Source organism: Ferribacterium limneticum, assembly GCF_020510565.1.
Classification (GTDB): Bacteria; Pseudomonadota; Gammaproteobacteria; order Burkholderiales; family Rhodocyclaceae; genus Azonexus; species Azonexus limneticus_B.
In genome coordinates this window covers 1,256,808-1,277,201 of sequence record NZ_CP075189.1, presented here as the reverse complement: position 1 = coordinate 1,277,201, position 20,394 = coordinate 1,256,808, and the positions used below count along the sequence as shown (strand labels likewise).

Annotated in this window: 18 protein-coding genes; 5 read left to right on the top strand and 13 right to left on the bottom strand. The window is 58.9% G+C overall.

The window, feature by feature from the left end; genetic code table 11:
- On the bottom strand, positions 1 to 1,374 hold the full coding sequence (locus KI610_RS06200) for a lactate utilization protein B (RefSeq protein ID WP_319004213.1): 1,374 nt from the start codon (positions 1,372 to 1,374) through the stop codon (positions 1 to 3).
- Between the two features lie 68 nt (positions 1,375 to 1,442).
- Positions 1,443 to 2,174 (bottom strand): (Fe-S)-binding protein, encoded by a 732-nt coding sequence (locus KI610_RS06195; RefSeq protein ID WP_226497788.1) that lies wholly within the window; start codon positions 2,172 to 2,174, stop codon positions 1,443 to 1,445.
- A gap of 64 nt (positions 2,175 to 2,238) precedes the next feature.
- On the opposite strand from KI610_RS06195, the gene KI610_RS06190 reads away from it, so the two are divergent.
- On the top strand, positions 2,239 to 3,033 hold the full coding sequence (locus KI610_RS06190; protein WP_404827499.1) for an IclR family transcriptional regulator: 795 nt from the start codon (positions 2,239 to 2,241) through the stop codon (positions 3,031 to 3,033).
- Between the two features lie 39 nt (positions 3,034 to 3,072).
- On the opposite strand, the gene pbpG is transcribed toward KI610_RS06190, so the two are convergent.
- Both pbpG and KI610_RS06180 read right to left on the bottom strand, forming a co-directional pair.
- On the bottom strand, positions 3,073 to 4,164 hold the full coding sequence (pbpG, locus tag KI610_RS06185; protein WP_226497787.1) for a D-alanyl-D-alanine endopeptidase: 1,092 nt from the start codon (positions 4,162 to 4,164) through the stop codon (positions 3,073 to 3,075).
- Between the two features lie 104 nt (positions 4,165 to 4,268).
- Positions 4,269 to 6,548, bottom strand: coding sequence for an NADP-dependent malic enzyme (locus KI610_RS06180; RefSeq protein ID WP_226497786.1), 2,280 nt, complete (start codon positions 6,546 to 6,548; stop codon positions 4,269 to 4,271).
- A gap of 246 nt (positions 6,549 to 6,794) precedes the next feature.
- Here KI610_RS06180 and KI610_RS06175 point away from each other — a divergent pair, with 246 nt between their 5' ends.
- Together KI610_RS06175 and KI610_RS06170 are read left to right on the top strand one after the other, a co-directional pair.
- Positions 6,795 to 8,639: a phosphoenolpyruvate carboxykinase (GTP) gene (locus KI610_RS06175; RefSeq protein WP_226497785.1), complete on the top strand. Its 1,845-nt coding sequence runs from the start codon at positions 6,795 to 6,797 to the stop codon at positions 8,637 to 8,639.
- A 72-nt stretch (positions 8,640 to 8,711) separates the two neighbouring features.
- Complete coding sequence (locus tag KI610_RS06170) at positions 8,712 to 9,872, top strand: pyridoxal phosphate-dependent aminotransferase (RefSeq protein WP_226497784.1); 1,161 nt, start codon at positions 8,712 to 8,714, stop codon at positions 9,870 to 9,872.
- On the opposite strand, the gene ampD is transcribed toward KI610_RS06170, so the two are convergent.
- From ampD to KI610_RS20020, 4 genes are read right to left on the bottom strand one after another with little or no spacing between them, the layout of a single operon-like run.
- On the bottom strand, positions 9,849 to 10,415 hold the full coding sequence (gene ampD, locus KI610_RS06165) for a 1,6-anhydro-N-acetylmuramyl-L-alanine amidase AmpD (RefSeq protein ID WP_226497783.1): 567 nt from the start codon (positions 10,413 to 10,415) through the stop codon (positions 9,849 to 9,851). The genes KI610_RS06170 and ampD overlap by 24 nt on opposite strands.
- On the bottom strand, positions 10,415 to 11,770 hold the full coding sequence (locus KI610_RS06160) for a sigma-54-dependent transcriptional regulator (RefSeq protein ID WP_319004212.1): 1,356 nt from the start codon (positions 11,768 to 11,770) through the stop codon (positions 10,415 to 10,417). The genes ampD and KI610_RS06160 overlap by 1 nt, the downstream gene beginning before the upstream one ends.
- Positions 11,728 to 13,341 (bottom strand): sensor histidine kinase, encoded by a 1,614-nt coding sequence (locus tag KI610_RS06155; RefSeq protein WP_226497782.1) that lies wholly within the window; start codon positions 13,339 to 13,341, stop codon positions 11,728 to 11,730. Before KI610_RS06155 ends, KI610_RS06160 begins: the two co-directional genes overlap by 43 nt.
- A complete protein-coding gene (locus tag KI610_RS20020) occupies positions 13,341 to 13,526 on the bottom strand; it encodes a PP0621 family protein (protein ID WP_264179235.1) in 186 nt (61 codons plus the stop codon). Before KI610_RS20020 ends, KI610_RS06155 begins: the two co-directional genes overlap by 1 nt.
- Here KI610_RS20020 and KI610_RS06150 point away from each other — a divergent pair.
- Together KI610_RS06150 and KI610_RS20125 are read left to right on the top strand one after the other, a co-directional pair.
- Positions 13,440 to 13,763, top strand: coding sequence for a hypothetical protein (locus KI610_RS06150; protein ID WP_226497781.1), 324 nt, complete (start codon positions 13,440 to 13,442; stop codon positions 13,761 to 13,763). The two genes, KI610_RS20020 and KI610_RS06150, sit on opposite strands and share 87 nt — an antisense overlap.
- 215 nt (positions 13,764 to 13,978) lie before the next feature.
- Entirely contained in the window at positions 13,979 to 14,365 is a 387-nt protein-coding gene (locus tag KI610_RS20125; protein WP_404827477.1) for a helix-turn-helix transcriptional regulator, read from the top strand.
- Positions 14,366 to 14,461: 96 nt separating this feature from the next.
- On the opposite strand, the gene KI610_RS06140 is transcribed toward KI610_RS20125, so the two are convergent.
- From KI610_RS06140 to KI610_RS06120, 5 genes are all read right to left on the bottom strand, one after another.
- Positions 14,462 to 15,289: a hypothetical protein gene (locus KI610_RS06140; protein WP_226497779.1), complete on the bottom strand. Its 828-nt coding sequence runs from the start codon at positions 15,287 to 15,289 to the stop codon at positions 14,462 to 14,464.
- Positions 15,290 to 16,380: 1,091 nt separating this feature from the next.
- Complete coding sequence (locus tag KI610_RS06135; protein WP_226497778.1) at positions 16,381 to 17,895, bottom strand: SAVED domain-containing protein; 1,515 nt, start codon at positions 17,893 to 17,895, stop codon at positions 16,381 to 16,383.
- A gap of 12 nt (positions 17,896 to 17,907) precedes the next feature.
- Positions 17,908 to 18,855, bottom strand: coding sequence for an AAA family ATPase (locus KI610_RS06130; protein ID WP_226497777.1), 948 nt, complete (start codon positions 18,853 to 18,855; stop codon positions 17,908 to 17,910).
- A complete protein-coding gene (locus KI610_RS06125; protein WP_226497776.1) occupies positions 18,855 to 19,367 on the bottom strand; it encodes an HORMA-1 domain-containing protein in 513 nt (170 codons plus the stop codon). Before KI610_RS06125 ends, KI610_RS06130 begins: the two co-directional genes overlap by 1 nt.
- Positions 19,368 to 19,374: 7 nt before the next feature.
- A complete protein-coding gene (locus KI610_RS06120; RefSeq protein ID WP_226497775.1) occupies positions 19,375 to 20,343 on the bottom strand; it encodes a CBASS oligonucleotide cyclase in 969 nt (322 codons plus the stop codon).
- Positions 20,344 to 20,394: the final 51 nt, after the last annotated feature.

Sequence of the window (20,394 nt, the reverse complement as noted above, 5' to 3'; positions counted from 1 at the left end):
TCAGGGTTTCTTTCTTGCTGAGTAAAGTTCGTGAAATGTCCGGCCGGAGGATACCGGCAGATCGCGTCCTGCGGTCCACTCCGGCGCCAGGCCAAAAATACGGATGCGGCCACTACCGTCGGCCAGCCAGTTGAGGTAGCGCGCGGCACGCCGGGCAAACCAGCGATAAAGCACCGGCTTGCCGGCCAGCCAGGCCCAGGCCGTGAGCGCGAGGCGCTCGGACCACGGGCGCAGGCCGCGCTCGTTCTGCTCTTCGCGCAGGCGATGCATGAGGGCAGGCAACGGAATGTCGACCGGGCAGACGGCGCCGCACTGGTTGCAGCCGGTCGAGGCGTGCGGCAGGTCAAGGGCATTCTCGATGCCGGTGTACAGCGGCGTCAGCACCGAGCCCATGGGGCCGGGATAGACCCAGCCGTAGGCGTGGCCGCCGAGCGAGAAATAAACCGGGCAATGGTTCATGCAGGCGCCGCAGCGAATGCAGCGCAGCATGTCCTGGTAGTCGGAGCCGAGCAGATTGGCCCGGCCGTTATCGACGAGGATGAAGACAGTTTTCTCCGGACCATCGTGGTCGCCGTCGCGCTTCGTGCCGGTGAGCAGCGAGACGTAATTGGAGATGGCCTGGCCGGTAGCCGAGCGCGGCAGCAGGCGCATGAGCGTGGCGAAATCTTCGAGCGTCGGGACGATTTTCTCGATGCCAGTGATGACGACATGGACCTTGGGTAGCGTCGTCACCATGCGGCCATTGCCTTCGTTGGTGACGAGCGCCGCGCTGCCGGTTTCGGCAATCAGGAAATTGGCGCCGGAAATGCCCATCTCGGCGCTCAGGAAATGCTGGCGCAGCACGGCGCGGGCCTCTTTGGCCATGGCGGGAATATCCGCCGAGGTGCGGGTTTCGAGCGGTCGTCCGTGCTCTTTGGCGAACAGCGCTTCGACCTCGCCTATCGTTTTGTGCACGGCCGGCGCGATGATGTGCGACGGCGTTTCGCCAGCCAGTTGCACGATGTACTCGCCAAGGTCAGTTTCGACCGGGCGGATGCCGGCGGCAGCCAGCGCCTCGTTGAGCTGCGCCTCCTCGGAGAGCATGGACTTCGACTTGACCACCTTGCTCACACCATGGCGGTGGGCGATGTCGACGACCAGCTGACTAACTTCCGCACCATCGCGCGCCCAGAAGACTTCGGCACCGGTCGCCGTAGCCCGCTCCTCGAAGATATCGAGCCAGACATCGAGGTCAGCGAGATTTTGATTTCGGATGTTTTTTCCGGTTGACCGTAGCGATGCGAAATCGAGGCCATCTTCGGCCAGGGAGGCGATGCCCTTGGCGCGCTTGCCGACAAATAGCGGCTTCGCCTTCTGCAAAGCGCGTTGCAGCATGGCATTCCGAATCTTTTCCCCGGCCCGGGCGTGGAAGTGCATGGCTTGTGAGCGCCCCCCCGCCGACATCAGCAATCGCCCCAGCCGGCCAGCAGTTCGGCGATGTGCAGAACGCGCGTCGTCTCGTCGCCGCGCCGGCGCAAACGGCCTTCGATGTTGATCAGGCAGCCGAGGTCGCCACCGACCACCGCATCGGCGCCGACGGCCGCAATCGAGTCGCACTTGCGGTCGACGATCTGCGTCGACACCTCGCCAAATTTGACCGAAAACGCGCCACCAAAACCGCAGCATTCCTCGCAATCGGGCATTTCCTTGAGGCTCAGCCCACGTACATTGAGCAGCAATTCGCGTGGCTGGCGCTTGATGCCCAGGCCGCGCAGCCCCTTGCAGGAGTCGTGGTAGGTGACGCTGCCATCAAAGTCGGGCGCAACGAGATCATGCTTCGCCACATCGGCCAGAAAAGTCGTCAATTCAAAAGTACGGGCGGCGAGCGCACGCGCCCTCGGCCCCCATTGCGAATCGTCGGCCAGCAATTGCGGATAGACATTGCGCACCTGATCCGCGCACGAACCCGATGGAATCACCACGGTCTCGTAAGCCTCCAGTTCAGCAATCGCCTTCTTCGCCAGATCGATGGCGAGCGGACGATTTCCGGCGCTCCAGGCCGGTTGACCGCAGCAAGTCTGACCTTCCGGCACGAATACCTCGGCACCGGTCGCTTCGAGCAGACGCAATGCAGCAAAGCCGACCGATGGACGCATCAGATCGACCAGGCAGGTGACGTAGAGGGCTAAGCGCATGCTAATATTGCGGCGCACAAGAAAATGAAGTGGCTAATGCTACTCAAAGCACACCAATAAAGGAATCCAGTTGTCCGAAGCTGCCAGCGGGCCGGCCAAAACGCCAGGCACCATCCAGGTCATCGAGCGCATGATGTCGCTGCTCGATGCCCTTGCCGCGTCCCCTGACGCAGCAAGTCTCAAACAACTGGCCCAGGCCACCGAACTCCATCCGTCGACAGCGCACCGCATTCTGGCCGCCATGAGCGCCGCGCGCTTTGTCGAACGTCAGGATGCCGGCACCTATCGTCTCGGCATCCGCCTGCTCGAACTCGGCGGCATCGTCAAATCGCGCATCAACATGCGTGAAGTCGCCCTGCCCTTCATGCAGGAACTGCACGAAAAAATCGGCGAGGCGATCAATCTGGGCGCCCGTCACGAAGACGAAATTGTCTATCTCGAGCGTACCTCGTCTGGTCGCGCCCTGGTCCGTGTGGTGTACCTGGTTGGTGGCCGCGCGCCGCTACACCTGACCTCGCTCGGCAAACTCTTTCTCGCCGCCGAAACCTCGCAAAAAGTGCGCGATTACGCCAAGCGTACCGGCCTGCCCGGCAAGACGCCGCATTCGCTGACCACCCTTGTCGCGCTGGAGAAGGAACTCGACAAGGTGCGCCGCCACGGCGTCGCCTACGATGATGAAGAAGCCGAACTCGGCCTCAAGTGCGTTGCCGCCCCCATCCATGACGATGAAGGCAACGTCGTAGCCGCGCTCTCAGTTTCCGCCCCGGCCGACCGCCACGATCCCGACTGGGCCCGCCTGGTCAAGCAGACAGCTGACGCCGTCTCGCACACACTCGGCTACGCCGGCCCAAAAAAATAAAGGCCGCACTCGGCGGCCTTTGACACACAAGTCAGGCGGTCAGACCCGAGGGCGCTCCACCGCCAGGCTGGCACTTTCCATCCAGCGCTTGATCCGGTTTGCATCGCCAACCCGCGTCATCTTGCCCTGCGAATCGAGCAGCACGATGACCACCGGCCGGTCTGCCACCCGCGCCTGCATGACCAGGCAGCGACCCGCCTCGGAAATGTAGCCTGTCTTCGAAACGCCGATTTCCCAATTGTCGTTGCGCACCAGGGCGTTGGTATTGTGGAAATCGCGGATCCGTCCGTTCAGCTCGACCTTGGCTTCCGCCGTCGTCGAGTAATTACGGATTTCCGGGTACCGCGCTGCCGCCGCCACCATGCGGGCCAGATCATGTGCGGTCGACACGTTATTGCTGGAAAGTCCGGTCGGCTCTTCAAAGCGACTGTTGTACATGCCGAGTGCGTGGGCCTTTCTGTTCATTGCTTGCACAAAGGCATGCATGCCGCCCGGATAGTGCCGACCCAGCGCGTGCGCTGCGCGGTTTTCCGAAGACATCAGGGCCAGCAGCATGGCAGCTTCCCGCGTCATGGTCGTGCCAACCGGCAAGCGGGAACGCGTGCCTTTCAGGCCATCCACATCTTCGTCGCCGATGGCGATAATTTCCTGCAGATCGAGCTTGGCATCGAGAACCACCATCGCCGTCATGAGTTTGGAGATCGAGGCAATCGGCACCACCATGTCCGGCTGCTTCTCCAGCATCACCTGGCCATTGCTTTGATCGATAACGAGAGCAGAAGCCGAGTAGAGTGCCAGACGTCCCGTATCCATGTCGGCCAGCGCGGCGTGGCGCACGTGCTTTCTCGGCGACTCGTGGGCCAGTTGCGACTTTCTGGCCACACCGGATGACGCGTTCTTGGTCGGCGCTGACTTCCCGGCCACCGCCCTTGACGACTTCGCCGCGGCGGATTTGCCAGCTGATTTTCCGCTTGCCGTTTTGGTGGCCTTGGCCGTTTTTGCGGTTTTTCCCTGCGCTTTCTGAGTCGCCGCCGGCTCGGCCTTCTTGGTCGTAGCAGCCGATAGTGGCGCCTGAGCCCCCATGGCCAGCAAGGCAGCAAGCAGCAAGGCAGCCTTCAATTTATGCTTCATTCATGATCTCCTGCCAACATCGGATGCATTTTATCCTAGTTTAGCAGGAGGCCGTGAAATATCAATAAAAATACATAGATACAACAACAACTTAAGAAAAACCCTTACCCAGCATCAACCACCGTCAGCGCCGTCATATTCACAATTCGGCGAACCGTAGCCGTCGGTGTCAAAATATTCACCGGCTTGGCTGCACCGAGCAGGATGGGACCGATGGTCAGATTGTCTCCGGCCGCCACTTTCAGCAGGTTGAACGAGATGTTGGCGGCGTCGAGCGTCGGCATGACCAGCAGGTTGGCCTGCCCCTTGAGGCGGGAGTTCGGGAAGGTGCTTTGGCGAATGCGTTCATCGAGCGCCGCGTCACCATGCATTTCACCCTCCACCTCGAGATCGGGCGCGCGCTGATTTAGGATGGCCAGCACCTCACGCATTTTGAGCGAGGTCGGGGTATTTTCCGTCCCGAAGGTTGAGTGCGAGAGCAGAGCCACCTTGGGCTGAATACCAAAATTACGGATTTCCTGAGCGGCGAGCAGGGTCATGTCAGCCAGTTGCTCGGCGGTCGGATCGTAATTGACGTAGGTATCGCCAATGAACACCGTACGCCCTGGCAGCATCAGCAGGTTCATGGCATAGCAACGATCCAGGCCCGGCTGCTTGCCGATGACGCTCTCGACATAGTCACGGTGCGTTTCATGGCGACCGAAGGTGCCGCAGATCAGGCCGTCGGCGTAACCGAGATGAACCATCAGTGCCCCATAAAGGGTGGCACGGCGACGCACTTCCCGGCGTGCGTAGTCGGGAGAGACGCCCTTGCGCTCCATCAACCCATGATAAGTCTTCGAGAACTCCTCGAAATGCTCGTCGAAAAAGGCGCAGTTGTCGGCATGAATAACCTCGAAATCTTCGCCCTCGCGAATGCGCAGACCCGCCGTTTCGATACGACGATTGATTTCACTGTTCCGCCCGATCAGCACCGGCTTGGCGATGCCTTCATCGCGAATCACCTGCACCGCACGCAGCACGCGCTCATCCTCGCCCTCGGCAAAGACGATGCGCTTGGGCGCCATCTTGGCCTGCGAGAAGACCGGCTTCATGATCATGCCGGAGTGGTAAACAAATTCGTTCAGGCCCTGGATGTAGGCGTCCCAATCCTTGATCGGCCGTGTCGCGACACCGGAATCCATACCGGCCCTCGCGACAGCCGGTGCGATCTTGACGATCAGGCGCGGGTCAAACGGATTCGGGATCAGGTACTCGGGACCAAAGCTGGCGACCTTTTCACCGTAGGCACGCGCCGCAACTTCGGACTGTTCGGCGCGAGCCAGCTCGGCGATGGCCTTGACGGCAGCCATCTTCATTTCTTCGGTAATCGTCGTCGCGCCGACATCGAGCGCGCCGCGGAAAATGAAGGGGAAGCACAGGACGTTGTTGACCTGGTTCGGGTAGTCCGACCGGCCGGTGCAAATAATGGCGTCGTTACGGACGCTCTTGACCAGTTCCGGTGTAATTTCCGGCGTCGGATTGGCCAGCGCCATGATCAGCGGGTTGGCCGCCATTTTGGCGACCATTTCCGGTTTCAGCACGCCACCGGCCGACAGGCCGAGGAAGACATCGGCATCGGCGATCACTTCGCCGAGGGTCCGTGCATCGGTGACCTTGGCGTAGCGGGCCTTGATTTCATCCATCTCTTCGATCCGGCCTTCATAAACCAGCCCCTTGATATCGGTCACCCAGATATTGCTCGGCGGTGCGCCAAGCATGACCAGCAGGTCGAGGCAGGCCAGCGCAGCAGCGCCCGCGCCGGAAGTGACGATCTTGACCTTGGTGAGATCCTTGCCGATCAGGTGCAGGCCATTGAGGATGGCGGCGCCGACAACAATTGCCGTGCCGTGCTGGTCGTCATGGAAGACGGGTATCTTCATGCGCTCGCGCAGCTTCTTCTCGATGTAAAAGCATTCGGGCGCCTTGATGTCTTCGAGATTGATGCCGCCGAAGGTCGGCTCGAGCGAGGCGATGGTGTCGATCAATTTGTCCGGGTCGCGCTCTTCGATTTCGATATCGAAGACGTCGATGTTGGCGAACTTCTTGAAGAGGACGCCCTTGCCTTCCATGACCGGCTTGGCGGCAAGCGGACCAATGGCGCCGAGACCGAGAACGGCCGTGCCGTTGGTGATGACACCAACCAGATTGGCCCGCGAAGTCAGCGTGCTGGCTTCGCGCGGATCGGCAACGATTTCCTCGCAGGCAAAGGCCACGCCCGGCGAGTAGGCCATCGACAGATCGTACTGATTGGTGAGTTGTTTGATCGGGGTGACCGCGATCTTGCCCGGCTTGGGCTCGCGGTGATAGTAGAGCGCTGCTTCACGTAGTTGGCGAGAATCCATTTTTGTCTCCATTTTGTATTGTGAAATGCAATTTCAAATCGCGGAACATAATACCATGCAAGATCAGCGCTTTCACCCGTGGAAATCACGTAGCTTGATTAAGTCAAGTGGATGTTTACCCTACTTTGATGCATAATTACGGGCTTCCCAGCCGACGGCCTCAGCGCCGCTCGAAGTCTTGGCAGCAGCTCCCGGCGACTGGCGTGAAACTTATCTAATATCAGTCACTTGGAGAGAGACACCGCCATGACCGCACCGCTGAATGCACCCGATTACGTCAAACACGAAGGACTGAAGAAATGGGTCGCCGAGATCGCCACCCTGACCCAGCCTGACCGTATCCACTGGGCCGACGGGTCGCAGGAAGAGTATGACCGCCTGTGCGCCGAAATGGTAGAGGCCGGGACCTTCATCAAGCTCAACGAAGCCAAGCGTCCGAATTCCTATCTCGCCTTCTCGGACCCCTCCGACGTCGCCCGTGTCGAAGACCGTACCTACATCTGCTCAGAGAAGAAGGAAGACGCCGGCCCGACCAACAACTGGGAAGAGCCCGCCGTCATGCGCGAAAAGCTCAACGGTATCTTCAAGGGCTGCATGAAGGGTCGCACGATGTATGTGATCCCGTTCAGCATGGGTCCGCTCGGTTCGCCGATCGCCCACATCGGTTTTGAAATCACCGACTCGGCCTACGTCGTCACCAACATGCGCACCATGACCCGCATGGGCAAGAAGGTATTCGACGTGCTTGGCAGCGATGGCGAATTCGTTCCCTGCATCCATACTGTCGGCGCCCCGCTCGAGCCGGGCCAGCAGGATGCCAAGTGGCCGTGCAACCCGACCGTCAAGTACATCGTGCACTACCCGGAAACCCGTGAAATCTGGTCCTACGGTTCCGGTTACGGCGGCAACGCCCTGCTCGGCAAGAAGTGTTTCGCCCTGCGTATCGCCTCCAACATGGCCCGCGATCAGGGCTGGCTGGCCGAACACATGCTCATCCTCGGCGTCGAATCGCCGGAAGGTGAGAAGTCCTACGTCGCAGCCGCTTTCCCGTCGGCCTGTGGCAAGACCAACTTCGCCATGCTGATCCCGCCGAAGACCCTCGATGGCTGGAAGATCACCACCATCGGCGACGATATCGCCTGGATCAAGCCGCGCGTCGATAAGGACGGCACCACCCGTTTCTACGCCATCAATCCGGAAGCCGGTTTCTTCGGCGTCGCTCCGGGCACCTCGGAAAAGACCAACTTCAACGCGCTGGCCACGTTGAAGGAAAACATCATTTTCACCAACGTCGCGCTGACCGACGACGGCGATGTGTGGTGGGAAGGCCTGACCAAGCAGGCACCGGATCACCTGATCGACTGGCAAGGCAACGACTGGACGCCGGAAGATGGCAAGGCCGGCAAGAAGGCTGCTCACGCCAATTCCCGCTTCACCGCCCCGGCCAGCCAGTGCCCGTCCGTTGATGCCGCTTGGGAAGACCCGGCCGGCGTACCGATTTCCGCTTTCATCTTCGGCGGTCGTCGTGCTACCACCGTGCCGCTGGTGTACGAAGCCTTCAACTGGAACTACGGCGTCTACATGGCCGCCACCCTCGGCTCGGAAACCACTGCTGCAGCCTTCGGCCAGCAAGGTGTTGTCCGCCGCGACCCGTTCGCCATGCTGCCGTTCTGCGGCTACCACATGGGCGACTACTTCAACCACTGGTTGAAGATGGGCAAGACCGTCGATGCCGCTCCGAAGATCTTCTGCGTGAACTGGTTCCGCATGAACGAGAAGGGCGAATTCATGTGGCCGGGCTTCGGCGACAACATGCGCGTCCTGAAGTGGATCGTTCAACGTTGCAAGGGTAAGGTTGCCGCCAAGGAAACCGCACTGGGCTGGATGCCGAAGTTCGAAGACATCGACTGGACCGGTCTGGACATCACCAAGGTTGAGTTCGAAGGCCTCACCAACATCGACGCCGATGCCTGGAAATCCGAACTGGCCGGCCACAAGGAGTGGTTCGACAAGATGGGCGAAAAGCTGCCGCGCGAATTCACCCTGAAGCGCGAACTGTTCGAAATGGCGCTGTTCAAGAGCGCAGCCTGATCTAAGCTTGAGCTTTGATGAACGGCCACCGGGGTTCAAAAACCCGGTGGCCGTTCTGTTTTGGAGAGCCGCATGTATCGCCCCGCCCAACGCCTTGCCGACATCGAACCATTCCATGTCGTTGAACTGCTGACCCGCGCTCGCCAGCTCGAAGCCGAGGGGCGCGACATCATTCACATGGAAGTTGGTGAGCCGGACTTCCCGACACCGGAGCCGATCGCGAATGCTGCGGTCAACGCGATAAATAGCGGAAAAACGAAATACACCCAGGCACTCGGCTTGCCAGAGTTGCGCCAAGCGATCAGCGCCTTTTACCGCCAGCGTTATGGCGTCAACGTACCAGCCAGCCGGATTGCCGTGACCAACGGCGCCTCCGGCGCCCTGAACCTGGCCTTTGCCTGCCTGGCCGATCCTGGCGACGAGTGGCTTCTGACCGATCCGGGCTACCCCTGCAATCGTCACATTTTGCGGGCTTTTGACGGTCGACCGCAGAACATCCCGGTCGGCCCCGGGACCAACTTTCAGCCGACGCCGGAATTGCTTCGTCTGCACTGGAAGCCGAGCACAGCCGGTCTGCTCGTCGCCTCCCCGGCCAACCCGACCGGCACGCTGCTGACGCTGGCCGAGATCGAAGCGCTAGCCTCGGTCTGTCGTGAGAACGACGGCCATTTTCTGGTCGATGAGATCTACCACGGGCTGACCTACGAGATTGAGGCGCCAACCGCCTGCACGGCCGGCGATGACATCTGGGTTTTGAACAGTTTTTCCAAGTATTTTCAGATGACGGGCTGGCGACTGGGCTGGATGGTTATTCCTGAGCCCTATGTCCGCGACGTCGAAAAGCTGGCGCAGAACCTGACACTCTGCCCCTCGACGCCCGCCCAGTACGGCGCGCTGGCAGCCTTCGAGCCGGAAACCATCGCCCTCCTCGAAACCCGACGTGCCGAGTTTCGTCGTCGCCGCGACTTTCTCGCCCCGGCGCTGGAGCAGATCGGCTTTCGGGTTACCGCCCGGCCCGAAGGCGCCTTCTATCTTTACTGCGACAGCTCGGCATTGGCTGAGGACAGTTTCGCGCTGGCCAAGGACTTGCTCGAAAAAACGGGGGTTGCCGCGACGCCCGGCCTTGATTTCGGCAGCAATGAGCCGGAAAAACATATCCGTTTCGCCTACACGACGGACGTAGCCCGGCTGGCCGAAGCCGTGGAACGCCTAAGCCGATACTTCGGCCGGTAAGTCCAGGCCCGGATAGCGCGCCTGCAGCGCCGCCCAGTCAAAATATGGCCCGGGGTCGGTCTTGCGCCCCGGCGCGATGTGGCAATGACCGGCGATGGCGGCAATCGGATAGCGCGCGCGCAAGGCATCAAGCACGCCCCACAGGGCAGCGTACTGCTCGTCCGTGAACGGTTGCGTATCCGAGCCTTCCAGCTCGATGCCGACCGAGTAGTCATTGCAGTTGTCACGCTCGCACCAGCACGACTGGCCGGCATGCCAGGCGCGCTGGTCACAGCCGACAAACTGGACGACCCGGCCATCGCGTCGAACGTAGAAATGGGCCGAGACCTGCAATTTGAAAATTGTCGAAAAATACCGGTTGACCGTGGGATCGAGCCGATTGAGGAAAAAATCCTCGACCCAGTCGCCACCGAACTCGTCAGGCGGCAGGCTGATGTTGTGGATGACCACCAGCGACACCGGCTCACCGGCCGGCCGCTCGCCAAAGTTCGGCGAGGGCAGCCAGCGCACGCCCTCCAGCCAGCCGTCAGCCTGCCACGACATCACTCGATGCCCAGGCGCTCGAGACGATAGCGCATGGAACGAAAGGTGACGCCGAGCAGACGGGCCGCCGCCGTCCGGTTGCCTTCGGACTTCTGTAGGGCTTCGAGAATGGCCTGACGCTCGAGGCGATTAAGATATTCATCGAGCGTTTCACTGCCCCGCCCTTGTTCCTCGCTACCGGCCATTTCTTCCGGACCGAGATGTAAATCCTCGACCTCGATCAGGTCACCGGAACACAGCGCGGTTGCCCGCTCGAGAATATTTTCCAATTCGCGGACATTGCCCGGGAAGGAGTAAAGCGACAGCGCCTTGACTGCACCACTCGACAGCTTGGGCGGCGAATCGCCAAAAACCCGGTGCAGGATGGCCTCGACCAGTGGCACAATGTCCTCCATCCGTTCGCGCAAAGGCGGCATACGCAACTCGATGACATTGAGCCGGTAATACAAGTCCTGACGGAAGGCCCCCCGGTCGACAAGATCCCGCAAATTCTTGTGCGTGGCGCAGATGATCCGGACATCGACCGGCTCCTCGGCCACGCTCCCCACCTTGCGTACGCGCTTTTCCTGAATGGCACGCAGGAGCTTGACCTGCATGGCCAGCGGCAGATCGGCCACTTCGTCGAGGAACAGGGTGCCCCCGTGAGCAGCCTGGAAAAATCCCTCACGTTCGCTATCGGCACCGGTAAAGGCGCCTTTCCGATAGCCGAAAAACTCGCTTTCCATGAGGTTTTCAGGAATCGCCCCGCAGTTCACCGGGACGAAGGTGCCAGCCGCCCGCGCACTTCGGCCATGGATCAGCCTCGCCGCCAACTCCTTGCCGCTACCCGACTCGCCGGAGATATAAATAGGTGCCTGGCTACGCGCCAGCTTTTCAATCATCGCCCGCACCTGCTGCATGCTCGGCGAATCGCCAAGCAAGGATTGCAGCGGATTCTCGCTATCCTGCCCGCCACCCGGCAGGCGCAGGGCCGACTTGACGAGGCTGCGCAATTGCTCAAGGCCCACCGGCTTGGCCAGGTAATCGAAGGCGCCGGCTTTGAGGGCAGCCACGGCATTTTCGGCGCTGCCGTAGGCGGTGATCACGGCAATCGGCGTCTGCGGATGGTGCTCGGCAATATATCGGACGATCTCCAGACCATCGCCATCCGGCAGGCGCATATCGGTCAGGCAAAGCTGAAACAAATCACTATCGAGCGCCGCCCTTGCCTCGGCCACCGAGCCGACGCACTCTGTCGCCAGCCCCATGCGGACGAGCGTCAAATCGATCAGTTCGCGGATATCGGCCTCGTCGTCAATGACGAGGACCCGGCTCATTTCGCCGCGCGGGCGCCGTTCGGTTCTGGCAACAGACACGTGTCGTTTCTCCCTGCAACAATGAAATGCGCCCCGGCGGCGGAAACCGCCAGCTCCAGGCTCGCCCCGTTGGTCGCACACAATTCACGTGCAATGAACAGGCCCAGTCCCGTCCCCTGCGTATGCGTCGTGAAGAATGGCTCGAAAATCTGCTCACGAACGGTTTCCGGAACCCCTGGACCGTCGTCGATCACATGCAATTCTACCCGGCCGTCGCCATGGGTGCTGCCCAGTTCGATGCGTACGGCCCCGGGGCCGCGACTCGAATGGCGCAGGGCATTGCTGACCAGGTTCCACAGCACCTGATGCAAATGGGAGCGATCAAAGCAGAGATTAAGTGGCGACACTCCCTCAAGCACGACGACGCCAGGTGACAGGCTTTCTGTCGCGTTGAAATGCTCGACAAAACTCGCACAAAACTCGTCGGCACGCAGTAACTCAGGTTCGGCGCGGCTCTGGCGGCCCAGCTCGAGAATATCGCCGACAATCCGATCGAGCCGGATCACGTTGTCGTGGAGAATGCGCAAAAGGCGCTCCTGCATCTCCCCGCGCCGCTCCTCACGCAACAATTCCCCAGCATGGCCAATGGCCGACAAGGGATTTCGAATTTCGTGGGCTATGCTTGCGGTCAAGCGGCCCAAAGAGGCCAATTTCAACTGCTGTGCGCGCTCCTTGATCCGCCCGATATCGTCAAGAAAAACCAGCACCTCGCCATCAGAACTTGCCGTCCGCTCGAACCGCGCCCGCAAATCACGTCCGTCCGCACCGCAAAAATGTAACCCGTCATCGCCACCATCCAGTTCCCAGGCCTGCAGCGCAGTTGCCAGGATTGGAGCCTGCGCGGCCAACTCAGCCTGCCCGTCCTCACCAGACAGCCCAAGCATTGCCCTCGCCACCGGATTGCAATGACTCACCATCCCACCCTTGGCAACGATCAACACACCGTCCTGCATGCGCTCAACGACGCGCTGGCTGATCAGAATCTGGTTATCAAGCGCCTCGCCCCGTCGGCGAGCCAGATCCTCGTTGACCATCGCCCGCTGCCCGAGCAGACGGGCAAGAATTGCGGTGGCAAAGAAACCTGCGGAGATAAAGCCGGCCTGAACGATCGACGATTCTTCGAAGCCATTCGCAACAATTCCATATATTTGGCTCAACAAGATTGCCAGCGTGGCCAGCGCCGCATAGAACAAGACCAGGCGCCCGCGCCCGACCAGGCTGGCTGCCGCCAGTGACACCAGCAACAGCACGCTCAATCCGCTGCCAACACCGCCCGCCATATACATCAGCGAACTGACGATGCCCACATCGACCACCATCTGGGTCGACAACTGCCGGTTGAATCCGTGCTGCCAATGTGTTGCCAACAGCAAGCCACCCACCGTGGCCGCCATGTAGCCCCCCGTCAGCCCGAACATCAACGGCGACGGCAACAGGTTCAAGCGTGCCGTCCATTCGTGTGGAGATACGATGGCCAGAAAGAACAGCGCAGCCAACACCAGCCGGTACAGGTTGAAATACTGGAAAGAACGCCAATTGGCCTCCCAGGTCGATGAAAGCCAATTCTGCATCAGCACTCCGCGTCGCTAGCCGCCAAACGATGCGCTTCGCTGCAATAAATCCGATCCCCCACTGCGATCCCCTCACTCTCGGGCAGGTGGACACCACAATGCGCGCAAGCCACCATTTTCTCGGGGGCTGGATCCTGCTGCTGCGAAGCATCAGCCCCTCCCGTCGCCTGGCGCTTGGACCACAACCACCAGACCACCGCCAGGAAGGCAAACAAAAGCAGGTATTTCATTGTTTATCCCGGAAACAAAAAAGCTTACAAAAATCCGTAATTTTTTACTTTTTACCACACTTCAATACCCTCCCCGCCGCATCCATTTGTGGACCAGCGCCAGAACTGCCAGTCTCGACCAAGCAGTGGGGTATGAAACTTGTCACCTTGCTGTCACCCGAACGCCCCCAGAGAACCAAACAGGAGGATTGAGGGCGTAAAAAACTGAATACACAAAGCAAAAAGCCACCCCGAAGGATGGCTAGGTGCTTTTTCTTTGCAGTGTTTTGGTCGGAGTGACAGGATTCGAACTTGCGACCCCTGCGTCCCGAACCCGTTTTGGCCGCCTTTAGCCATACGGTACAAAAATAAAAACGACGTAAATTCAGTGACCTATTGTGCAGCAACGTGCAACTACATGCAACAAAATGCACGATTTTTCTGGAGCATTGGCACACGATTGGAGCACAAAATCGCACAAAAATAGAACGTTGGCATTTTTGCCTTTTGGTTGGCTGTTATGTTCATGTACTCCCTATACTGAGTTTTGGATGCTCAGCATGGATACCCTCCAACCTCAAAAATTGGTCACAAAGGAAGCCGCCGCGGAACTGCTCTCCGTCTCAAAACGTACTATCGATAATTGGATTGCCGACGGGACACTGCCACCGCCCACGAGTATCGGGCGAAGGGTGTATTGGCACCCAGAAGCATTTCGCTCTTGGCAGGACAACCTGTTTGGCGTTCAGCAATGCCGCCAACCAGAAAACACGCTGCCACGCCGGGGCAGACCCCGAGCATTCCTGGCCAACTGAAGGCTCGGAAGTTTGCCACGGGCAACTAGCCCGTACAGCGATCAAGCTCAAACTCGCTTCCAACAATTGAAAACAAATATTCAGCCTTCGTTGATGTCAGCGATTTTCGTTCGCACGAAATCTAACAAAGTCGGCCCAACCCACATCATAGTCGGTTTTACCACGATGATTTGATAGTCGGCCTTGCTCACCAACCGCCAGACGGATTTCCGCCACCAGCTGAACAACCTTCGGGAGGTCATTACGCTTAAGCGCCGCTTTCAATTCGTATTTCCGGCTTATGAAGAAACACACCCGATCAACCCCGAGCCGCTTGGTTTCGGCATTGATAGCCTCGGGATCGGAATACGCCAATAAGGCTTCGGCCATTGCCCGAACGGTTGGTGGGTCGATGGTCTCGCCAAACGTCAGGCGAACGGCCTCCGCGATCTCGATTTCCCGTCTAACTTTCGATTCCACTTCAGCATGTGCGTTTGCCAGCTTGGCTTTACCTTGGGCAGTCCGGAGCAACCCATTCATCGATTCGAAGAATTCAACTATATCGCGCAGGAAACTCTGTTCGGTATTAGGAATATTGGCTTTGTGATCCAGCATACGGAGAATCTCACGCGCCGTACCGGCTGCCTTAGCGGCATTGGCACCTAATCGCTTGGCGGACTCCTCGCCGCCGTAGGCGCCAAAGTTATCCTGCAGTACCGCAAATAGCCTAGATGCTTGCGCCTTGGTCTTGCCCCCCCCTACCCGCTCGGGAACGGGCACCTCGATCACTTTCTCTACTACTTTCTCGATCACAACAGGCTCGGCTGGTTGCTGCGCCTGTGCAATCAACTCCTTTTGCCGTTGCCTCCAAGCGCTAGCGCGCTCAGCTGCACTGGCATAAGTTGCCGGTCGGCCACGACGCTTGGGCATTTCAAGATCAGCCATACTCCCTCAGCAATTTCGTTCGTACGAAATCATTGTAGCCTCAAAAAAACAAACTCAATATCGTTCGAACGAAATTGAATGGAGAAAATGGGCGAATGTGTGTAGGCAGCAGTTCGGCCAAAGCCGACCTTGACGCTCCGAACAGATACCGGCAGCAATGAGCGCTTACCTGCATATCGGGATATGTTCCACTTCACCAAATCCATGTCCACTTTCGGCCGGTTTGGCTGGGGAGTGCTGCTGGTTGGTGACCGACTCATAGCAACTTGCAGGCGATGATCGCTGTGATCTAAGACTGGCCTGTCTGACACCTCAATCATTCAGGGTTGAAGAATGGCTGCTTTTGCGGAGCCTAAGCACACGTCCAAGTGGCTTGCCCAATGCACTTGACGGGATGTTGCGGCGAGAGATTAATTCGACGGGAGGTGTCATGCAAAACCTCCAACACCGAGACCTAGTGGAGTTCGTATTCTCGCTGGGCGATATTGGCGCTGATGCTCTCATTGACCACTTGAATGCGACTGGACAGCTGCAAATCATCTGGAGGGATGGCCGGTACGACTGCGGCCGCCAGTCCAGGGAGCGCATACCAAGTTGCCGGCCCGCCAAATCGCTTCTGGATGCTACCCACCGCAACCATCCGGGACAGGTGATAATTGACCGTCGAGCGCCGTTGTAATGGCTTCTGGGGAGCTCTCCGCCTGGCCGGCGGCCAGCTGTTGGCCTAGGTACTCGAGGATTTCGGAGGGGAGTTTGCGGCGGGAGGAGGTCATCTTCTAACTACCTTCTAAACAACTTGAAAGATGGGCTATCTTACAGCCTCCCTCCAAGCCAAAGTGAGAGGTTGGGGAATACCTTCCAAGCCATCTCCTAACTTCTAAGAACCTTCCAAGCTCTTAGAAGAAAGACCGGGGAACGCATTGCATCCCCCCAACCGTCTAAAGCCACACCCGTCGCTCATCGTGCGAGTGCTGTACGGCAGCTCAGGCCGAGATGCTGCTTGTTGCTGCTGGCATGAGGCCGTATATCGGCCTTAGCGGTCAGTGGGCTTCTCAACACAAATGGCTGGTTCTTATGGCAGACAGGTCATTTCATGCGGCAACTGGCAAAATCAACGATGGCGTGTAGCTGCCACCATGGAATCCTTCGAAATCGAATTCATAAAGGGTAATCTTGCCAAGTCTGGGCTGATACTGCCCTAGGAAAAACGTAAAGGCATTCGGCCCAGCAATAAAAAGATGGATTGGCTGGCGAACCACCACCTGCTCAGCTGCAATTTGCTGGGCGAGTGTCTCGGCCAAAATCATCGCGTGCTGCCCACTGGCGATGGACCAACGGCCGACGCCAGTCGAAGGACGCGCGACCAGTATCCGCGCCGCATTGGGCAATGCCTGAGCTAGGTAGCGTTTCACGTCGGCTTCGATGTCATGTGTTAAGGCGACTACGACTACTTGCCCTACGCCCTCTGTACGAAGTTCCTCTCGTTCAAAAAACCAATTGGCCCACGACGGCTCAGGCGTACTGTCACCTGCTTTCCAGATACTTCGGCCGACAGTACGTTGTTCCAGTTCGATCTCGCAGCCCGATTTGACGTTAAGTACCGAACCGGCGGCAAAAGCCAAGGTTATATGCGCATCCAGGGCGAGTCGCAGGTTGTTGCTTTTCCTTGCTGCAGACAGCAGAAAGCTGCGCAAAGCCGGGTAGAGCGTTGCAGACCAGGCGGCGTCATCGTGTATCAAGCGCTCATTAAAATTGGGTACGAAATCGAGGACTTCGACACAGCGATCGCTGAGCTGATCGATCGGATGCTCAAAGGATTTAACACCGTACACGATCGGCCGACCTTGCCCTGATTGCAGCAGGCCCTCCTGCGCGCATGCGTCGCGGAACGAGGCACGGTCAAATTCCTGCCGGCCTTGCGCCATCCAATTGAAGACAATCTCATCGTAGGGAAACGCGACTTGATCGCCATACACGCAACGCAGGCCGACGCCCCGGAACAGATCATTCAAGCTCTCTTGCACCGCATCGAGAGAGTCGACCGACTCACTAAATGCCAGCGTACGCAAAAATATACGCAGCTCGCTTTCATCGATCCCCAGGTGGTCGCACCACGCCTTGCGTATCTTCCCCGTTTCACTGCGGTCGGTTTTGGTGGCAAAGAAGTCATCGAGTCGCAGCGTGCTGGAGCGCTGGATAACAAGTTTGCGTAGAGGGTCTGCGACGCGCCAGTTTGTCAGCAGCCGAAAGCGGGAGCCGATGCCGTCAGGTGCATGTACCAATTGCGCTTGGCGAGCCTTTTGCAGCAGCGAATGCTTTTCAGCATTGATGAACCCTGGATCGATCAGATGCATATGGCCGTAGGTATCCGGCCTCACATGCCATTTGCACTGGATGTGCTCACGCTGCAAGGGATGCCCGTGCTGATCCTGGCGGCAGCGCGCCGGATCATATTCGACCCAAAGATCGTCGAAGCTCTTCGGTCCACACTCGAATCCGACCTTAATGATGGGACAGTCCGGATCAAGCAGGCGTGCAGCCTTCTGCCAGAACATCCTAGCCTGAAAAACATCGCCTTCACGCCTTACCGAAACAGCCTGAGTCATCGTCTCACCTGCTTAGTTCACGCCGTCGCGAAAAGGCGGCGTGGGTTGCATATCGTGAGCAATCGCAATCGCCCGCGTGCCATCAACTGGATTCGAGGGGTAGGCGTCAAGTACGATCGTCGGAATCAGGCGTTGCGTCAGATCGGAAAAAGTGAAGCCGGTATCATGGCCGTTCTTTGCACCCGTCGCACGAACCAGTGCGTCGATATGCTGCGTACCGAGGCCTAACGGAGCAAGGCGATGGTGGAGAACATGGCGGCGCTGTTCTTCGTTCGGACGGGAAAAACTCAACACTTCCGCAGCACGGCGACGTACAGCCGGATCCAGGGCACTCAAGCGGTTAGTGCACATGATGACCGCCGCTGGCAGATGGGCGTTGGCAATCCGGTCTATCCCGCGGATAAAGGCGTTAACCCCGGCACGATCCTCATGGTGCATCTGCGCGTTCTCACGCGACTGGGCTAGTGCATCCGCTTCATCGACCAGCAGAATGACCGCACCACGCGAAGGACCACTTCCAGCACCCTTGAGTTTCTTCGCCTCATCCACTGTATGGTCGAAGGCAGCGGAAACGAGCTGCGTCATTTCACCAACACGCCCCTGGCCGCGCGTCGCCAGGCTCAAGGGAAACAGGGTGATGTTGATGCGCTGCGCGCGTGCGACGGCATCGCCGATCGTCTCGGCCAGTTCAGTCTTACCGGAGCCGACGTCGCCGGCGAGGACAACCAGCGGCGGACGGCGCAGCACTGTATCGAGCAACGCTTTCGCCGCCTGACCGGGATGATGCTCCTTGGCCCACGTATCCAGAGCCACCGGATTCACTAGTAGGCCTAGGATCTTGCCAAGCCGGGCCTTTTGGTCGTCCAAACCGACCAGCTTGGCCAGTCGCTCCTGTGGCTCGAAATCGGGATAGGTGATACGACGTTCAAACAGTTCGTCAATTGTGGGTTTGTTCATCATCAAAAGCTCCTTACGCTGGACCGGGAAAGGGAGCGGCCGCCGGCCGAATAAGTCTTATCGTTGAGCATGTAGCCCCTGATCGTCGGTTCGGAACCGGTACCCCGGCTAAACGGAAGCCGTCCCTTGAATGAATCTTTTTCGGCTTGGCTCGCATTGCTCCACTTGCTGCTATAGGTGAGATAGCTGGTGAAACGAGCGCCGATGACGTCTGCGCCAGGCCGCACCTTGCCGGGATCGTCGTCACTGACGTCGTAGCCATTCAGTTCGCGTGCCGTATAGCGCAGCGTGGGCTCGATCCACTGATCGTTGATCTGGAAGCCGTAAGTCACGGTGTCGACGTAGCCGGCTTTGATGTATTCGATCAACTCGGCTTCATATCCAGCGATCAACTCGTCGCTGATGCTGCCGTACAAGCGCTGAATGCGCTTCAAGTCTGCGGCGACTTTGGCGCCCATGTGGCGGGCATGGGTGATTGTAAAAGTAGCAGAATCGGTGATGGTAAAGGAGGACATAGGCACCTCAGACCTGGAATGACGAGCCGAAGACCTTCTGCCAGTAGTAGGTGGTCAGCTGCTTGGTGGGCGCGGCAAGCGCCGCATCGATCGCGTCGCCGGCGTCGAGAGCGGCATCGACGATGGCATCGAGATTGGTTCGGGTATACAGGCGCGCGACGTTGTTCGTGGCATTGACCGGATCGATGATCTGGATCAGGTCATTCGATGCAGGCACATCCGATGCCAGATAGTTGTCCTCGAACACAATGCGCTTTTGGAGACCGTTGTTCGCGATGAAGGTAAAGAACGACTGCAGCGCCTCAGGATAATCCGAGAAATCCACGCCCGTATCCGAAAGCTTCGCGAGGATCATCTCGATCATGAAAGACTTGAAACGGAAATTTTCCGGGTTTGCCGCCTTCTGCAGGGAAGCCCAATACTTCACCAGCCGAACAACCTGGGCGAAGTGCGGCGTCTGCGCCCGTTTCCGCTTGCGTGCGAACTCGAGGTGCAGCGGGATGCTGGTTTCCAGGAGGGAACCATCGTCCTGGCTAACCAGGTTGCCGCGCCACTGCGGCTTGCCCGAATACAATATTGGCACCACGTCGACATCAAGGCCGCTACCTTTGAACGAGACCGTGACCGAATAGGTCTGCGGCTTCACCTGATCCGGACTAAAGTTCGGGAAGGCTTTGCGCAACCGCTCGGTCAGGTAGCCCAGCAAGGCTCTCACGTCATGCGGTGCATCGGCACCCTGGATGTAAACTGCCACATCGATATCGTTCAGCGAACGCAGCGCAGTGCCTTTGGCCAGGCTGCCCGACAGAAGCATGCGCTTCAGCGTAAAGTCGGGGTGCTCGTCCAGATAGCGCTCCAGCTTGTCCTGAAGGCGCTGGGCTTGATCGCGATATTCGTCGGCCTTATCTTTGGGCAGATTGACCCTCTCTTCAGCGAAGCTGGCCAACTCCGCGTGCCCAACATGCTCCTTCGACATCCATATTCCTTTCGTTTTTTATTGCTTCAGACCGAGCGACTGGGTTTCCTT